Below are 15419 nucleotides of genomic sequence, written 5' to 3'. Positions count from 1 at the left end.
GCATGCGGATTCTTTGTTTTGGTGACAGCAATACCTGGGGCCTCAATCCCCTTAATGCCAGTCGCCATCCCAAGCGCTGGACCCGTGTCTTGGCAGCTTTGCGGCCAGAGGATGAAATTATCGAAGAAGGGCACAATGGCCGAACGGTCAATAGCCCCGACCATAAGAATCCTGAGCGACACGGTATGACGGCCTTACCAATGGTCATGCAATCCCATGCTCCGCTGGATCAGGTAGTCATCATGTTGGGGACCAATGAGTTTAAGCGTCATTTTGGCAAATGCGCCAATCAGATTGCCTTAGGTATTGGGGAAATGATTAAATACATTCAGAACCCTGCTAACTGGGTCCATCAGGCTCCACCCAAAATTTTGGTGGTATCACCGATTGTGGTGGGGCGTGGGCTTATGAATCATCCCGAATTCCTCTACCAGGAAATTGATGAGTATGGCATTATGCAGTCAGAATACCTAGCCAATATCTTGGAAAGAATTTGTGACCAGTACGGCGTGGCCTTCTTAGATGCTAAAACCGTGGCCCAACCTTCCAATATCGACTTCGTTCACATGGACGAGAAAAATCATCAAGCTTTAGGACAAGCGATTGCAAAAAAGATTGCCCTAGGTGTATAATATTTGTGAGCTTTAAACGTGTCTTAGGACACGTTTAAGCTATGTTAAGAGATATATGATTGGAGAACTGTATAAATGAAGATTGTATTTTTTTTGAAACGATTTTCTGTGATTGTATATACAATTGCAATGGTTGCATTTGCTTTTACCAGTAATGTTCTGGCAGCCGAGCCACAAGTAATAGGTGGTAAAATTTATCGCTTTGATGCCAAGCAAGATTATACTGAAGCCACGTTGAACAGTGCTGAGTTACTTGAGGAAAGTGGCTTAGGCAATCTGACTTTGGAAGGTGTATCAGATTATAAAGAAGGGGCTAAGAATGGTCTTACTAGCTACCAAACTACTGATAACAAAATGGACTTGCGCTACCAATTTGACCATGGGACGCTAGGACAAGAAGAGACCGAGTGGCACTTGGTTGAGGATAAGGTAAGTCAAGTGTATGGAGAAAAGTTGCCCCATGATGTCCTGAAAGGCGCGATTATTGTCCAAACATCTCTTGACCAAACACAATGGACGACTGAATTCGTTAAAACAGACTTTTTCAAGGAGTCGACTGACAGTTCAGAAGTACTTTTTCATCCGAATGATCTTCAGCTTCAAAATGGTGTATATGTTCGTGTGATTGTTACTTATAAACTAGGTAAAAAAGTCAGCGAAGGTGCAAGTTGGAATCCTTTAGACCATGGAAAATTTGAATACCTTCGCCAAATGGAGGTTTATAACTTCCATCTAGAAAATCAAGAAGCAGCAGGTCAAACTTTGAAAGCTTCTGATAGCCCAAGACGAGAGTTGGGACGTAAAGAAGGACGCGTAAAAGACAAAGGCTATTCAGCTGTTCGAGAAATGGATAAGAATGATCCCCATTACAGTTGGGACTTAGGGACTTTTGTAGTCAATGGTTATACTAGAGAAACTGAAGATAACGGCGTGCCTGTTTTCTTGAAAAACGTAGGTGACAAGGTATCTCTTTGGTTTACACTGAAACAGAATATTGAAAAACTGAATGGCGAAGAACACTTAAAGATTTCCCATGACCGAGATGGCTATGACCAATTATTTGAAGTTAAGCAAACTGATTTTAAGCAAGGCGCTTTAATTATTCGTTACACGGACCACCAAGGGAATGTTCACGATCCTATTCTCTACCGGGATTTTTTGAGAGCTAATGCCCGAACAGGAGCAGATACTCGTGTTCAACTTTTTGAAGAAGGTGACTATGAGGTTGCCTTGGATTATGAGTTGGAACATGCACCAGCCCAACTTGGGCCAGTTAAGGTACTGCCAAGCTATTCTAATTACCAAATTCTCTTCCGATTTAAAATTCGGAATGGGAATAGTATGGTCTTCCCGATAAGTTTAGATAATGGTAGTGAGATTTCTGATTATAGCATCGTGAATGATGGTTTCCGTCTAGATATGGCACGTTCTCGCTATTTATCCATTGACGTCACGAAATCAGAGGTTAAGGCAAACGATAATGGTGTATTAGTTGAGGATACGCGATTCAGTCGTCCAGCTAAAGATAATGATTCCTATACAGAAGAAGGTATTTATACCTTCACTGTTCGCAATCAATATACTGGAGGAGAACCTCTAACAAAAACGGTATTTGTTGGAAAGAATAAATACCTCAAGGCCCTCTCTAAGTATAAATTAACTGTTGATGGATTGAATCAACACCTGACAAAAGGTGAGACAGTCACGGAAGATGGAGACTTAACTGACGGCACTCGGACCCTAACTGAAGATTCAATTAAATCTGAGCAGCAGGTAGTACTAACCTCTGAGTCTAGCCTCATGTCAGTGAATTTAGAGAATTCAGACTCAAATGAAGCAAGAAAAGTGGATACCACAGCAACGACTTCTCAGACATCTTCATCTACTTCTCTGCCACTTATAGTCTTGGTAGTGCTTGGAGTAGGGGCCGCTACCGCATATTATCGCTTTATCTATCTAAAAAATAAGAAAGTTACTAAAGAAGGGGAGTAGCTTTATGAAACGTTTATGGATTAAGATTTTAGTTTGCTTGTTGGTATTTACTCAGTTCTCTGCCTATGCAAGTCGTCATTCCGTATTGGCACAAGAAAGCCAAAGCGAGACCAGTAGTCCAGAGTTGGCTAGCCAAGAGGAGGAAACAGAAAGTTTATCTCCATCCGATCCTGCTTACCTGAAGTCCCTTGAAGATTCTGTCTACGCGAAACTGAATGAGCAATTAGCGACGGATGATGTTAAGGTAGAGTCAGTAGAGGCAATTTATTATTCTAAAGAATACCTTGAAGAAATGCTCTACAATAGTAAGTCCAATATTTACTTTGGCTATACTTTAGAGGAATTGAATCAACAATTCAAAGGTCAACGTTATGTTTTCCAATTAAGTGAATCTGGCGAAACGGAAGTCGTACCTTTTGAAGATTATGACGATTCATTTGAGCGAATCATTAAGAATATCGCGACAGGTTCTGGCGTTATTTTAGTTTGCGCGACGATTAGTATTGCAACAGGAGGAACTGTATCTGCTGTGTTTGCTGCTGCTGCTACAACTGGACTTAAGGTCGGACTGAGCTCAGCACTATCGACAGCAGTAATTTCCGGAGGCCTAACTGCCGTCAATACTGGTGATTTAAAAGCCTCCATTAAACAAGCAACTTTAGATTCAAGTGAAGCTTTTAAGTGGGGCGCTATTGTAGGTAGTGTCTCTGGTGGGACCAGTAAATGGCTAGAGCAACTTGATGCGAAGAAACAACTGACTTCAGCCATCAAGGCTACAAGTGGAATCCCAACTTATCAACAGTCTGAAATAGATGCTGTTGCTTATTATAGTAAATTGGGTTACGAAAATATTAGAACTCAAGTAAGTTTTTTGAATGGCAAAGAAGTTTCATCTAAAATAGCAGGATCTACTCGACCCGATATATTGGCGTGGATTGATGGCAAATTAAGAGCTATTGAGACAAAAAATTATGATTTAGTGAAATCAGCTAATTTAAAGGCCATGATTACTGAATTGCGTCGACAATTCTCGAATCGTGCAACCCATCTTCCCGAAGGTACTGAGCAACGCCTAGCATTAGATGTCCGAGGACGCGGCTATTCAAAACGGATGATTCAAGATTACGTTAAAATTATCAGGGAGAAGCTAAGTGATGTAGTTCCAGATCTTCCTATCGACATCATTCAATAAAATAATGGGTAACCCAAGACTTAGATTATTAGCACAGCTTAGACTGTGCTTTTTTATTTATAGGGGTTCATCCTCATTGACAAAACGAACATGTGTTCGTATACTTAAGATGAGGTGAATACAATGGCAATGAATACAAATTATCATGACCGTGGCATGAAGAAGTGGCAGCCTTTTTTCTCCAGCCCTCATTTGAAGGCCAGCGTTTTGGCTAATCGAGAGGAGGTTTTGGCGACTTATCAGCCGCCAGAGGTCATGACCGAGTCCGAAATTGATGCCCAGCTCCAGCGGGCTTTCCAAGAAAGACTGAGGGTTAAGGTGACCCTTAATGTGCAGGTGGCAGAGCGCCATGCTTACTATATGGGGCAGGTCATCGGACGGGCAGACCAGTTTGTCCTCATCGACAACTCGCCGGTTGAATATGAGACCATCCGCCACGTCCAAGTCTATGAGCCGACCAAGTGGTGGGACCATGATTGAGCGTGACCCTGACCTCTTCCCCAAACAGGACATTCTCTGCATTGACTGCAAGTCTTTCTTCGCCAGTATTGAATGCGTAGAAAGGGGACTGGACCCACTGACGGCTAAGCTTTGTGTGGTCTCCAGGCCCCATCTCAAAGGAGGCTTGGTCCTGGCCAGCAGTCCTCGTATGAAGGCAGAATACGGCATCGGCACCGGCAGTCGGGTTTATGATTTACCTAAGCGGGATTCGGATATCGTCTTGGCGCCGGCGCGTATGAATCTTTATGTTGAGCGTAACCATGATATCAACCGAATCTTCCTCCAGTATGTGGCTTGGGAGGATTTGCATGTTTATTCGATTGACGAGGCTTTTCTGGATGTGGGGCGCAGTCATGCGCTCTTTGGTTCCAATTATCAGATTGCCTGGCAGATTCAGCATGATATTTACAAGCGTTATGGTCTGCCGACCTGTGTGGGCATAGGGGACAATCTACTACTGGCCAAGCTCTGTCTGGATAATGTGGCTAAGTACCGGCCGCCTTATCTAGCTTATTGGTCCTACGCTAGGATTCCGGAGACTGTCTGGAAGATTGAAAAGCTCAGTGATTTCTGGGGGATTGGCCGTCGCACTCAGACGGCGCTAGAGGCCATGGGTATTTATACCGTAAGGGATTTGGCTCATGCTGATTTGGGCAAGCTTAAAGCCCGCTTTGGGGTCAAGGGGGCAGAACTCTATTATCACGCCAATGGTTTAGATGCCAGTGTCATAGGTGAGGCTTATAGCCCTCAGAGTCAGGTCTATAGTGCTTCCCAGATTTTGGAAAGGAACTATCTGGACTATAAGCAAGTCGCCTTGGTGGTCCGAGAAATGGCGGATAACCTAGCGAGTCGCCTGCGACGGGAAGGGCGGATGACATCTTGTTTAGGCTTGGGTATAGGCTATGGCAAGGACATCGTCCCCAAACGATCGGGTGGTCAAATGACCTTTGAATTGACCTCTAGTAGCAAGCAGCTTATGGCCCACAGCCAGACCTTGCTCAAGCGTCACTATTTCCGCCTACCTGTTAAGAGCCTGCACCTGACCGTCAGCCACCTGCAGGCAGCCGGCCCAACCCAGCTCTCTCTCTTCCAAGACCCGGAACAGTCCGCCCAAGAAGAAAGGGCAGAACGCGTGGTGGATGCTGTTAGGGAGCGCTATGGCTATGGCAGTTTAGTCCGAGCTAGCAGTCTTTTGCCGGGGGCTACGGCGATTCAAAGATCGGATTTGATTGGGGGTCACTAGTTACCAAAAAGTACCTAATTGTTTTTTCTTGGCAAGGAGGCTAAACTAGGATTATAGCAAGAATGAAATGAGGGATTAACATGACACAACATTATCAAAATATCGTGATTGGCTTTGGTAAAGGGGGCAAAACCCTAGCTAAAACCTTGGCTGGTCGTCAAGAACAAGTACTCTTAATTGAAGCTTCTCCTAAGATGTACGGGGGGACCTGTATCAACATCGGCTGTATTCCATCTAAGACCTTGATTGAAGCAGCAGGACAAGGCTTAGACTTCGAAGCAGCGGCTGCTCGCAAGGCTAAGTTAATTGCTACCTTAAATGACAAAAACTATCACATGATTGCAGATGAAGCGAGTGCCGAAGTTTGGACTGGATGGGCTCGCTTTACCGGCAACCGCAGCCTTGAAGTCACCTTAACTGACGGTCAAACCCGTCAAGTAACAGGGGACCGCATCTTCATTAATACTGGGGCTAAGACTGCATTACCAGCTATTCCTGGCTTGGAAGGCAATGATTTTGTCTTAACTTCAACAGAAGCCTTGGATTTACAAAAATTGCCAAAACGCTTAGTGGTGGTAGGGGCAGGTTATATCGGCTTGGAAATGGCCGATATGTTCCGGACCTTCGGTTCTGAAGTGACCGTCTTGGATATCTTTGACCGCTTCATGCCACGTGAAGAACCAGAAATCGCCGCTCAAATTAAGGCAGATATGGAAGCTGCTGGTTTGACCTTCTACTTAGGCATTCAAGATTTGGCCTTTGAGGGCGGGACTGTGACCTATAGCTACCAAGGGCAAAGTCAACGCCTAGAAGCTGATGCCATCTTGGTGGCGGCTGGTCGCCGTCCAAATACCGCGCAATTAGGCTTAGAAAATACGGATATTGAATTGGATGCTCAAGGTGCAGTGGTAGTGAACGAGCACTTAGAAACAGCAGTTCCTGGCGTTTACGCTTTGGGTGATGTCAAAGGTGGACCACAATTCACCTATGTATCCCTAGATGATTTCCGTATTGTCAAAGACCAACTCTGGGGCGACAAATCTCGCAAGGTCTCTGACCGGAATCTAATTCCTTACACCGTCTTCCTCCAAACCCCATTATCACATGTGGGATTGACAGAAGCGCAGGCGGTAGAAGCAGGCCATGAAGTCTTAGTCTTCGGCTTACCAATGGCGGCTGTGCCTAAAGCCAAAGTCATCGGCAATGACCGCGGTAGCTTCAAGATTATTGTCAACAAGGCAGATCAAACCATTCTGGGTGCCACTCACTATGGGGTTATGTCACCAGAAGTCATTAACTTCTTGGCATTAGCTATCAAGACCAAGGTGCCTTACACTGAAATTCGTGACTTCCTCTTCACTCATCCAACCATTTCGGAAGCCTTGAACGATGTCTTAAAACAACCAAAATAAGTATGAGCGGCGAGGCCTAGGCCTCGCTGCTTTTTGTCTAGTCCGACTGCGGCAAAAGTGGTGGTTTTGACAGGCAAAATTTGCTATAATGGGAGAGCACTGAACAGATAAAGGAGTCGATGACATGACCAAACCAGCAGTCTGGTATGAACTCATCAAAGAAGAAAAACATACTGGCGCCCGCCTGGGAATCTTACATACCCCGCATGGATCCTTCCCGACCCCCATGTATATGCCGGTCGGTACCTTGGCAACCATCAAGGGCCTGTCGCCTGAAGAACTCAAGGAGATGGGGGCAGACGTTGTTCTTGCCAACACCTACCACCTCTGGTTACGACCAGGTGAAGACTTGGTGGCGGAAGCCGGTGGCCTACATAAATTTATGAACTGGGACAAGGGGATTCTGACTGACTCGGGCGGTTTCCAAGTCTTCTCCCTCAGCGACATGCGTAAAATCACGGAGGAAGGGGTCCACTTCCGCAACCATATTAATGGAGAGAAGCTCTTCCTGTCGCCTGAAAAGGCCATTCACATTGAAAACCAATTAGGTGCCGACATCATCATGAGTTTTGACGAGTGTCCACCTTTTGACCAGTCATATGACTATGTCAAACGTTCAATCGAACGGACTACGCGTTGGGCTGAGCGAGGCTTGCGCGCCCACCAACGTCCACAGGATCAAGCCCTCTTTGGTATTTTACAAGGGGCAGGCTACAAGGATTTACGCCTAGCCCATGCTCAAGATATGATCGCTATGGACTTCCCGGGTTATTCGATTGGGGGACTGTCAGTTGGGGAATCTAAGGAAGAGATGAATGAAGTCCTGGATTACTTGACACCTGTCATGCCTAAGCACAAGCCACGTTATCTAATGGGGGTTGGCTCACCTGACTCGCTGATTGATGGCGTCATTCGTGGGGTGGATATGTTTGACTGTGTCTTGGCCACACGGATTGCCCGCAATGGGACCTGTATGACTAGCCAAGGGCGTCTGGTAGTCAAGAATGCTCAGTATGCCCGCGACTTCCGTCCAATCGACGAGAAGTGCGATTGCTACACCTGCAAGCACTACAGCCGGGCTTACATTCGCCACTTGATTAAGTGTGACGAAATTTTCGGCCTACGTCTGGCTTCTATTCATAACGTCCACTTCTTGCTCAATCTCATGAAGCAAGTTCGCTACCACATTGAAAATGACTCTCTCTTAGACTTCCGCCAAGCCTTCTTCGAAGAATACGGTTATAGCAAGGCCAATGCGCGTAATTTCTAGAAACTGCTAGCAATTTATAGCAGAGTCTGATAAAGTATAGATTATAGAACACAATAAGGAGTGACAAAATGGATTTACTAGTTAGTGTATTACCCTTTGTCTTAATCATGGGGGTTATGTACTTCTTCATGATTCGCCCACAACAACGCCAAGCACAAGAAAAGCAACAAATGTTGCAGGCCCTCAAAAAAGGGGACGCTGTTGTAACCATCGGTGGCTTACACGGGGTTGTTGAAGAAGTCGACTTGGCTAACCGTCTGGTTGTCTTAGACTGCGAAGGCATCTACTTAACCTACGAACTAAGCGCTGTTGCCACTGTTAAACAAGGCGAACGCGTACGTCCTTCAGTAGCTGACTTAGAACCAAAAGAAGAAGTAAGCAATGAAGAAGCCTAAGTCCTAGGCTCAAGCTGAGACGCTGTCTCAGCTTTTTTTGTGCCTATCATCAGAAAGGTAGGGGAGAAGTGACTAGAATGTTCGTCTTTTTGCTGACTTTATCAAAAAGACAAAAAGCCCAGTAGAATAAGGATTTTGCAGGTCTAACCTAATCTAAGGGACAACATTCAAATGGAATTTTGATTTTTTAGAGCAAGTGACTAGAGCCAAAGGGGGCAGATAGGCTATAATATAAGAGATACTAGACCCCTAAGACACCAATCAAGGGGACAAAGGATGTGACCTATGAAAGCCTTTATTCGTTATATGGTCAAGCGCCTAGCCTACATGCTCTTGACGCTCTTTATTATTGTAACTGTCACTTTCTTCTTGATGAAACTCCTGCCAGGGACGCCATTTTCCAATGAAGATCAGTTGACTGCTGCCCAAATTCAAACCCTCAACGCTAAGTATGGCCTGGACCAGCCAATTTGGGTTCAATATGGGCGTTACTTGCTCAATATTCTCAAGGGAGACCTTGGGGTGTCCTTCCAATTTAACAATACGCCTGTTTCTCAGCTTATTATTGACCGGGCGGGGCCTTCTATGCAATTGGGCTTACAGGCTATGTTGTTAGGGACCGTGCTGGGGACTTTCCTAGGTGTTATTTCGGCAGTCTACCAGAATACCTGGATTGACCGTTTTACCTCGGTCTTTGCCATTGCAGGTCGTTCAGTCCCAAGCTTTGTTTTCGCCGTTGTCTTGCAATTTCTCTTTGCCGTGGTCTTAGCTTGGTTCCCGATTGCCTTCTGGCGTGATGGCTTTGCCTCAACCGTTCTGCCAACCATTGCCTTGTCTCTGTCACCGATGGCGGATGCGGCCCGTTTTGTCCGGACGGAAATGATTGAAGTCCTCAATGCGGATTATATTGAGCTGGCTCGGGCTAAAGGCTTCAGCCGCTTCTATGTGGTGGTGCGTCATGCCTTACGCAATGCCATCATTCCACTCCTGTCCATTATAGGTCCTATGACAGCTGGCCTGATGACAGGTTCCTTGGTAGTGGAAAATATTTTCTCAATTCCAGGTATTGGTGAACAATTCACCAAATCGATTATGGTTAACGACTTCCCAACCATTATGGGGGTTACCATTCTCTATTCCACCTTGTTAGTGGTCATGATTTTAATTTCTGACATAGTCAATGGGTTAATTGATCCACGACTCCGTCTGACCGGAGGTGCCTAAGATGCAACATGAATTAGCTAAGTCTTCCTATAATGAGGCTTTACTAGCTCAAGCAGGGGACCTAACCGCGCAAAAACTGCAACTGGCTAAGCGTGACTGTGGTCGCCAAGATGCCATGAGTGATGTGCCAGCCTTGAGTTTCTGGCAGGATTCCTGGCGCCGCTTACGACGTAATAAGGCGGCCATGATTTCCTTGATTATTATTCTGGCCTTTATTATCTTGGCCATTCTGGCGCCTTGGATTGCGCCTTACTCACCAACGGCTCAGAATCCATCCTATGCCAATTTGCCGCCTAAAATTCCAGGACTAGAAGGTTTATCCTGGTTTAATGGCTATGGGGCCAACCGGGCTGGGAAATTGGTAGATCGCTACCTAGCTGCCAAAGTACCTGCAGGTACCTACTATTATTTAGGAACTGACGCCCTAGGTCGTGACTTGCTGTCGCGTATCCTTTATGGGACGCGCATTTCCCTCTTGATTGCCTTTGTAGCAGCAGCCATTAACCTAGTCTTTGGTGTCATTTATGGCTTGGTTTCTGGTTGGTTTGGGGGTAAAATCGATACCCTCATGCAACGGATTTTAGAAATCCTATCAGGGATTCCTAACCTAGTTATCGTAATCCTCATGCTCTTGGTGCTCCAACCAGGGATTGTGTCCATCATTATCACCATTGCCTTGACCAGCTGGATTTCCATGTCTCGTGTGGTGCGGGCTCAAACGATTCGTATCAAGCAACAAGAATATGTCTTAGCAGCACGTGTGCTAGGCCAATCAACCCTTAAAATTATGTTCCGTCATATACTGCCTAATATGCTGGGTTTGATTATTGTCCAAGTCATGTTTGCTTTGCCGGCAGCTATCTTCTTCGAAGCCTTCCTAAGCTTCATTGGGATTGGGATTCCGGCGCCAGCAGCTAGTCTGGGGACCTTAATTAATGATGGTTACAAGACCTTCCGTTTCTTGCCACACTTAATGTGGTATCCAGCGGGTGTCATTTCAATTCTAATGCTAGCCTTCAACCTTCTGGCGGACGGCCTGCGTGACGCCTTCGACCCTAAAATGAAAGAGTAGGTGACTTTATGACAGAACGTGTCTTAAGCATCGAGAATTTACAGGTTCAATTCAAAACCTATGCGGGGACTGTCCAAGCCATTCGAGGTGTGGACTTCCAGCTGCACAAAGGTGAAACTTTGGCAATCGTAGGCGAATCAGGTTCTGGTAAAACGGTGACCTCTCGTGCCATTATGCGCCTATTGAGCCAGAATGCCATCATTAACGAGGGCAAGATTGATTTTATGGGTCAAGACCTCCGCAATTTAAGTGATAAGCAAATGGAAAAAATCCGTGGCTCGCAGATTGCCATGATTTTCCAGGATCCCATGACGTCGCTTAACCCAACCTTGACCATCGGGCGTCAATTGGTGGAAGTAATCATCAAACATCGCAAGTTTTCGCGCGCAGAAGCAGTTGCGGAAGCCTGCAACTTGCTCAGCCTCTGTGGGATTAAGGACCCTGAGCAGCGCCTGAAGGATTACCCAAGTCAATTCTCAGGTGGTCAACGCCAACGGATTGTCATTGCCATCGCCTTGGCAGGGGACCCAGAAATCTTGATTGCCGATGAACCAACGACTGCCTTAGACGTTACGGTTCAAGCACAAATTATTGAGCTTTTACAGGATATTCAGCGTCAGAAGGGTATGGCCATTATCTTCATTACCCACGATTTAGGTGTGGTAGCCAATATTGCAGACCGCGTGGCGGTGATGTATGCAGGGCGACTGGTAGAAATTGGGCCTGTGGATGAAGTGTACTATAATCCACAACATCCTTACACCTGGGGACTTTTGTCAGCGACACCGACCTTGACCTCGTCAGGTCCACTATATGCCATTCCAGGAACCCCGCCTAACTTGCTCAATCCACCAAAGGGCGATGCCTTTGCCTGCCGTAATGAGTATGCCCTGGATATTGATTTTGAGGTGCAGCCTCCAATGTTCGAGGTTAATCCGGGCCATTATGCCGCGACTTGGCTTTTGCATCCAGAGGCGCCTAAAGTGACGCCACCGGCTAGCATTCAAGAACGTTATGCCTATTATCAAGCTAAGAAGGAGGCTGAATCGCATGACACAAGCTCTAATTGAAGTGCGCAACCTCAAACAGTATTATCATCAGGACCATACGGTCGTTAAGGCCGTAGACGATGTTAGCTTCACCGTGCAAGCGGGGGAGACCTTTGGTTTAGTAGGGGAATCGGGTAGTGGTAAATCAACCATTGGCCGTGCCATTGTCAACCTCTATCAGCCAACGGATGGCCAGATTCTCTATCAGGGGAAGGCTTTAAGCGACTTATCCAAGGGAGAGCGACTGGAATATAACAAGGACGTCCAAATGATTTTCCAAGATCCTTATGCTTCCTTAAATCCTCGTATGAAGGTCCAAGATATTGTGGCTGAAGGTATGGAGGTCCATGGTTTAGTAGCCTCCAAGTCAGAGCGAGATGCCAGAGTGGCGGAGCTTCTGGCTTCAGTCGGTTTGTCACCTGAGCATGCTATGCGTTATCCACATGAATTTTCAGGCGGCCAACGCCAACGGATTGGGATTGCGCGTGCCTTGGCGGTTGAACCTAAGTTTATTGTCTGCGATGAACCTATCTCAGCCTTGGATGTCTCCATCCAAGCCCAAATCATTAACCTATTGCAAGGCTTGCAAGAAGAGCGAGGCTTGACCTATCTCTTTATCGCCCATAACTTGGCCATGGTTAAATACTTTAGTGACCGTATTGGCATGATGTATCGAGGTCGCATGGTGGAATTAGCACCTGCTGAAGCACTCTATGAGCAACCGCTACATCCTTATACTCAGAGCTTGCTATCAGCCATTCCACTGCCAGATCCGGATCAAGACCGTCAGCGTCAACGGATTGTCTATCAGCCAAGTCAAGCTGAATTAGAAGCGCCTTATGACTGGGTGCAAGCACAAGACCAGCATTGGGTCATGAAAGCTAAAGCCTAATATTCTAAGCATAAACCTTCTTCCTGTGTCAGGGAGAAGGTCTTTTTTGTGCTCCAAGTAGATTGTGAAGAGCAAGCCCGAATGCGCGTGATTTAAATAAGTCCATGTGAAGTAAAATTCACTAACTGGAATATTGGTTTCAAAGATACAAGAAAAAACAAGCTGTTTTGTCATTATATGGCGATTTTGAAACAGATATTTAAGTGTAGTATTACAGTTCAACCCTTAATGTATCCACTTTCCGGCGAAAAGTAACCGTTTTTCTTGGATAAAAGGCCCTTATATTGTATCATTCACAAAAACGGACAATAGGGGCTAAAGTGACTATTATCAAGCCTTAGAACTTGCATTTGCTAGCCAAGAGTGGTAAATTTATAAGGTACAGTCTACCAGTAATACAGAAATTAAGTCTGTCTTGCTTGGTAGTAGTTAAATAAAGAGAGGAAAGTGTACAAGTATGGCAAAAAAAGTTAAGATTGAAGACTTATTGCGTCCAGATAACTTTAACTTCGACATGGTCCAAGTCTTGAGCCCAGAAGGTAAAGTTGTCAACAAAGATTTATTACCAGATTTATCTGATGAAGAATTGGTTCAATTGATGGAAGATATGGTATGGTCCCGTATCTTACACGAACGTTCAACTGCTTTGAACCGTCAAGGACGTTTAGGCTTCTACGCTCCAACTTTTGGTCAAGAAGCATCACAATTAGGCTCTGTTGCAGCCCTCAAACCAGAAGACTACATCTTGCCTGGTTACCGTGATGTGCCTCAGCTCATCAAACACGGTTTACCACTCCACAAGGCTTTCTTATGGTCACGTGGTCACGTAGAAGGGAACAACTACCCAGCTGACTTCAATGCTTACCCACCACAAATCATCATCGGGGCACAATACGTGCAAGCCATGGGGGTTGCTTTAGGTCTTAAGAAGAACGGTAAAGACGCAGTTGCTGCGACTTGGACTGGTGACGGTGGTTCTTCACAAGGGGACTTCTACGAAGGGATTAACTTCGCCGGCGCTTACAAAGCACCAGCCATCTTCTTCATCCAAAACAACGGTTGGGCGATTTCTACGCCACGTTCGCTCCAATCTGCTGCGCCTACTTTGGCTCAAAAAGCAGTTGCTGCTGGGATCCCAGGGATTCAAGTAGACGGGATGGACATCTTAGCAGTTTATGCTGTAACCAAAGCGGCGCGTGACTACGCTGTAGCAGGCAATGGTCCAGTCCTCATCGAAACAATGTGCTACCGCTTCGGTCCACATACCTTATCAGGTGATGACCCAACCCGTTACCAACCAGACGGTGTTCAAGAAGAATGGCGTGCAAAAGATCCACTTATTCGTTTCCGTACTTACTTAGAATCTAAAGGCCTTTGGTCTCAAGAAAAAGAAGAAGCGGTAATCGAACGTACTAAGGAAGAAGTCAAGGAAGCCATCAAGTTAGCTGACCAAGCACCTAAACAAAAGATTTCTGACTTCTTGAAGAACATGTACGAAACACCAGACTTCATCACAGCAGAACAAATTAAGAAATTCGAAGCAAAGGAGAATAACTAATAATGGCTCAAAAAACGATGATTGAGGCTATCACAGAAGCGTTAGCCATTGAATTACGCAATGACGACCGTACCCTTATTTTTGGGGAAGACGTCGGCTTGAACGGGGGGGTATTCCGTGCCACTCAAGGTTTACAAGCAGAATTTGGTGAAGACCGCGTCTTCAACACTCCTTTAGCAGAATCTGGTATCGGTGGTATGGCCATCGGTTTGGCTTTGGAAGGTTTCCGTCCAATCCCTGAAATCCAATTCTTAGGCTTCGTCTTCGAAGTAATGGACTCTGTTGTTGCTCAAGCAGCACGTACTCGTTACCGTCTTGGCGGTAGCCGTAACATGCCAATCACTTTCCGCGCACCATTCGGTGGTGGGGTTCACACGCCTGAATTGCACGCTGATAACTTGGAAGGTCTCTTGGCTCAATCTCCAGGTATCAAGGTTGTTATTCCTTCTGGTCCATACGATGCTAAGGGCTTGCTCTTGTCATCTATCCGTGACAACGACCCAGTAATCTTCTTAGAGCACATGAAACTCTACCGTTCTTTCCGTGAGGAAGTTCCAGAAGCTGAATACACCATTCCTTTAGGCAAAGCTAATGTTGTGAAGGAAGGGAACCACGTTTCCATCATCACTTACGGGGCAATGGTTCGTGAAGCGGTTAAAGCGGCTGAAAAACTTGAAAAAGACGGGATCTCTGTTGAAATCCTTGACTTACGTACTGTTCAACCACTTGACATTGAAGCAATCGTCGCAACCACTGAGAAAACTGGTCGCGTCGTTGTGGTTCAAGAAGCACAACGTCAAGCAGGGGTTGGCGCTCGCGTAATGGCTGAAATCACTGAACGTGCTGTTCTTTCCTTAGAAGCACCAGTTGGTTTCGTTGCAGCACCTGACACCATCTTCCCATTCGGTCAAGCCGAACATGACTGGTTGCCAAACGCAACAGACATCGAAGAAAAAGTACGCGAAGTATACAACTTCTAATATTCAG

At 45.8% G+C, this 15419-nt stretch carries 14 protein-coding genes; all 14 read left to right on the top strand.

Going from position 1 to position 15419, the window contains the following annotated elements; all coding sequences use genetic code 11:
* Positions 1-2 precede the first annotated feature (2 nt).
* Complete coding sequence (locus ACO53F_RS06335) at positions 3-632, top strand: GDSL-type esterase/lipase family protein (protein WP_485137763.1); 630 nt, start codon at positions 3-5, stop codon at positions 630-632.
* A gap of 75 nt (positions 633-707) precedes the next feature.
* Positions 708-2624 carry a hypothetical protein gene (locus ACO53F_RS06330; protein ID WP_485137762.1) on the top strand — a complete coding sequence of 639 codons (1917 nt, stop codon included), beginning with the start codon at positions 708-710 and terminating at the stop codon, positions 2622-2624.
* A gap of 4 nt (positions 2625-2628) precedes the next feature.
* Positions 2629-3816, top strand: a complete 1188-nt coding sequence (locus ACO53F_RS06325; protein WP_485137761.1) for a hypothetical protein — start codon at positions 2629-2631, stop codon at positions 3814-3816.
* 123 nt (positions 3817-3939) lie between these two features.
* Positions 3940-4296 carry a hypothetical protein gene (locus tag ACO53F_RS06320; RefSeq protein ID WP_485137760.1) on the top strand — a complete coding sequence of 119 codons (357 nt, stop codon included), beginning with the start codon at positions 3940-3942 and terminating at the stop codon, positions 4294-4296.
* Positions 4289-5560 carry a Y-family DNA polymerase gene (locus ACO53F_RS06315; protein WP_485137759.1) on the top strand — a complete coding sequence of 424 codons (1272 nt, stop codon included), beginning with the start codon at positions 4289-4291 and terminating at the stop codon, positions 5558-5560. The genes ACO53F_RS06320 and ACO53F_RS06315 overlap by 8 nt, the downstream gene beginning before the upstream one ends.
* A gap of 80 nt (positions 5561-5640) precedes the next feature.
* Positions 5641-6972: an FAD-dependent oxidoreductase gene (locus tag ACO53F_RS06310; protein WP_485137758.1), complete on the top strand. Its 1332-nt coding sequence runs from the start codon at positions 5641-5643 to the stop codon at positions 6970-6972.
* Between the two features lie 124 nt (positions 6973-7096).
* Positions 7097-8242 (top strand): tRNA guanosine(34) transglycosylase Tgt, encoded by a 1146-nt coding sequence (gene tgt / locus ACO53F_RS06305; RefSeq protein ID WP_023390711.1) that lies wholly within the window; start codon positions 7097-7099, stop codon positions 8240-8242.
* Between the two features lie 68 nt (positions 8243-8310).
* On the top strand, positions 8311-8637 hold the full coding sequence (gene yajC / locus ACO53F_RS06300; RefSeq protein WP_298077173.1) for a preprotein translocase subunit YajC: 327 nt from the start codon (positions 8311-8313) through the stop codon (positions 8635-8637).
* A gap of 285 nt (positions 8638-8922) precedes the next feature.
* Positions 8923-9861 carry an oligopeptide ABC transporter permease gene (gene opp3b, locus ACO53F_RS06295; RefSeq protein ID WP_311465441.1) on the top strand — a complete coding sequence of 313 codons (939 nt, stop codon included), beginning with the start codon at positions 8923-8925 and terminating at the stop codon, positions 9859-9861.
* 1 nt (position 9862) lies between these two features.
* A complete protein-coding gene (gene opp3C, locus ACO53F_RS06290; RefSeq protein WP_485137757.1) occupies positions 9863-10933 on the top strand; it encodes an oligopeptide ABC transporter permease in 1071 nt (356 codons plus the stop codon).
* Between the two features lie 8 nt (positions 10934-10941).
* Positions 10942-12003: an ABC transporter ATP-binding protein gene (locus tag ACO53F_RS06285; RefSeq protein WP_485137756.1), complete on the top strand. Its 1062-nt coding sequence runs from the start codon at positions 10942-10944 to the stop codon at positions 12001-12003.
* A complete protein-coding gene (locus ACO53F_RS06280) occupies positions 11984-12874 on the top strand; it encodes an ABC transporter ATP-binding protein (RefSeq protein WP_485137755.1) in 891 nt (296 codons plus the stop codon). The genes ACO53F_RS06285 and ACO53F_RS06280 overlap by 20 nt, the downstream gene beginning before the upstream one ends.
* A 457-nt stretch (positions 12875-13331) precedes the next feature.
* Positions 13332-14432, top strand: coding sequence for a pyruvate dehydrogenase (acetyl-transferring) E1 component subunit alpha (gene pdhA, locus ACO53F_RS06275; protein WP_023390705.1), 1101 nt, complete (start codon positions 13332-13334; stop codon positions 14430-14432).
* A gap of 2 nt (positions 14433-14434) precedes the next feature.
* Complete coding sequence (locus ACO53F_RS06270) at positions 14435-15412, top strand: alpha-ketoacid dehydrogenase subunit beta (RefSeq protein WP_023390704.1); 978 nt, start codon at positions 14435-14437, stop codon at positions 15410-15412.
* Positions 15413-15419 lie beyond the last annotated feature (7 nt).

It is taken from the genome of Abiotrophia sp. (genome assembly GCF_057275535.1).
This window is presented reverse-complemented; position numbering and strand designations above follow the sequence as displayed.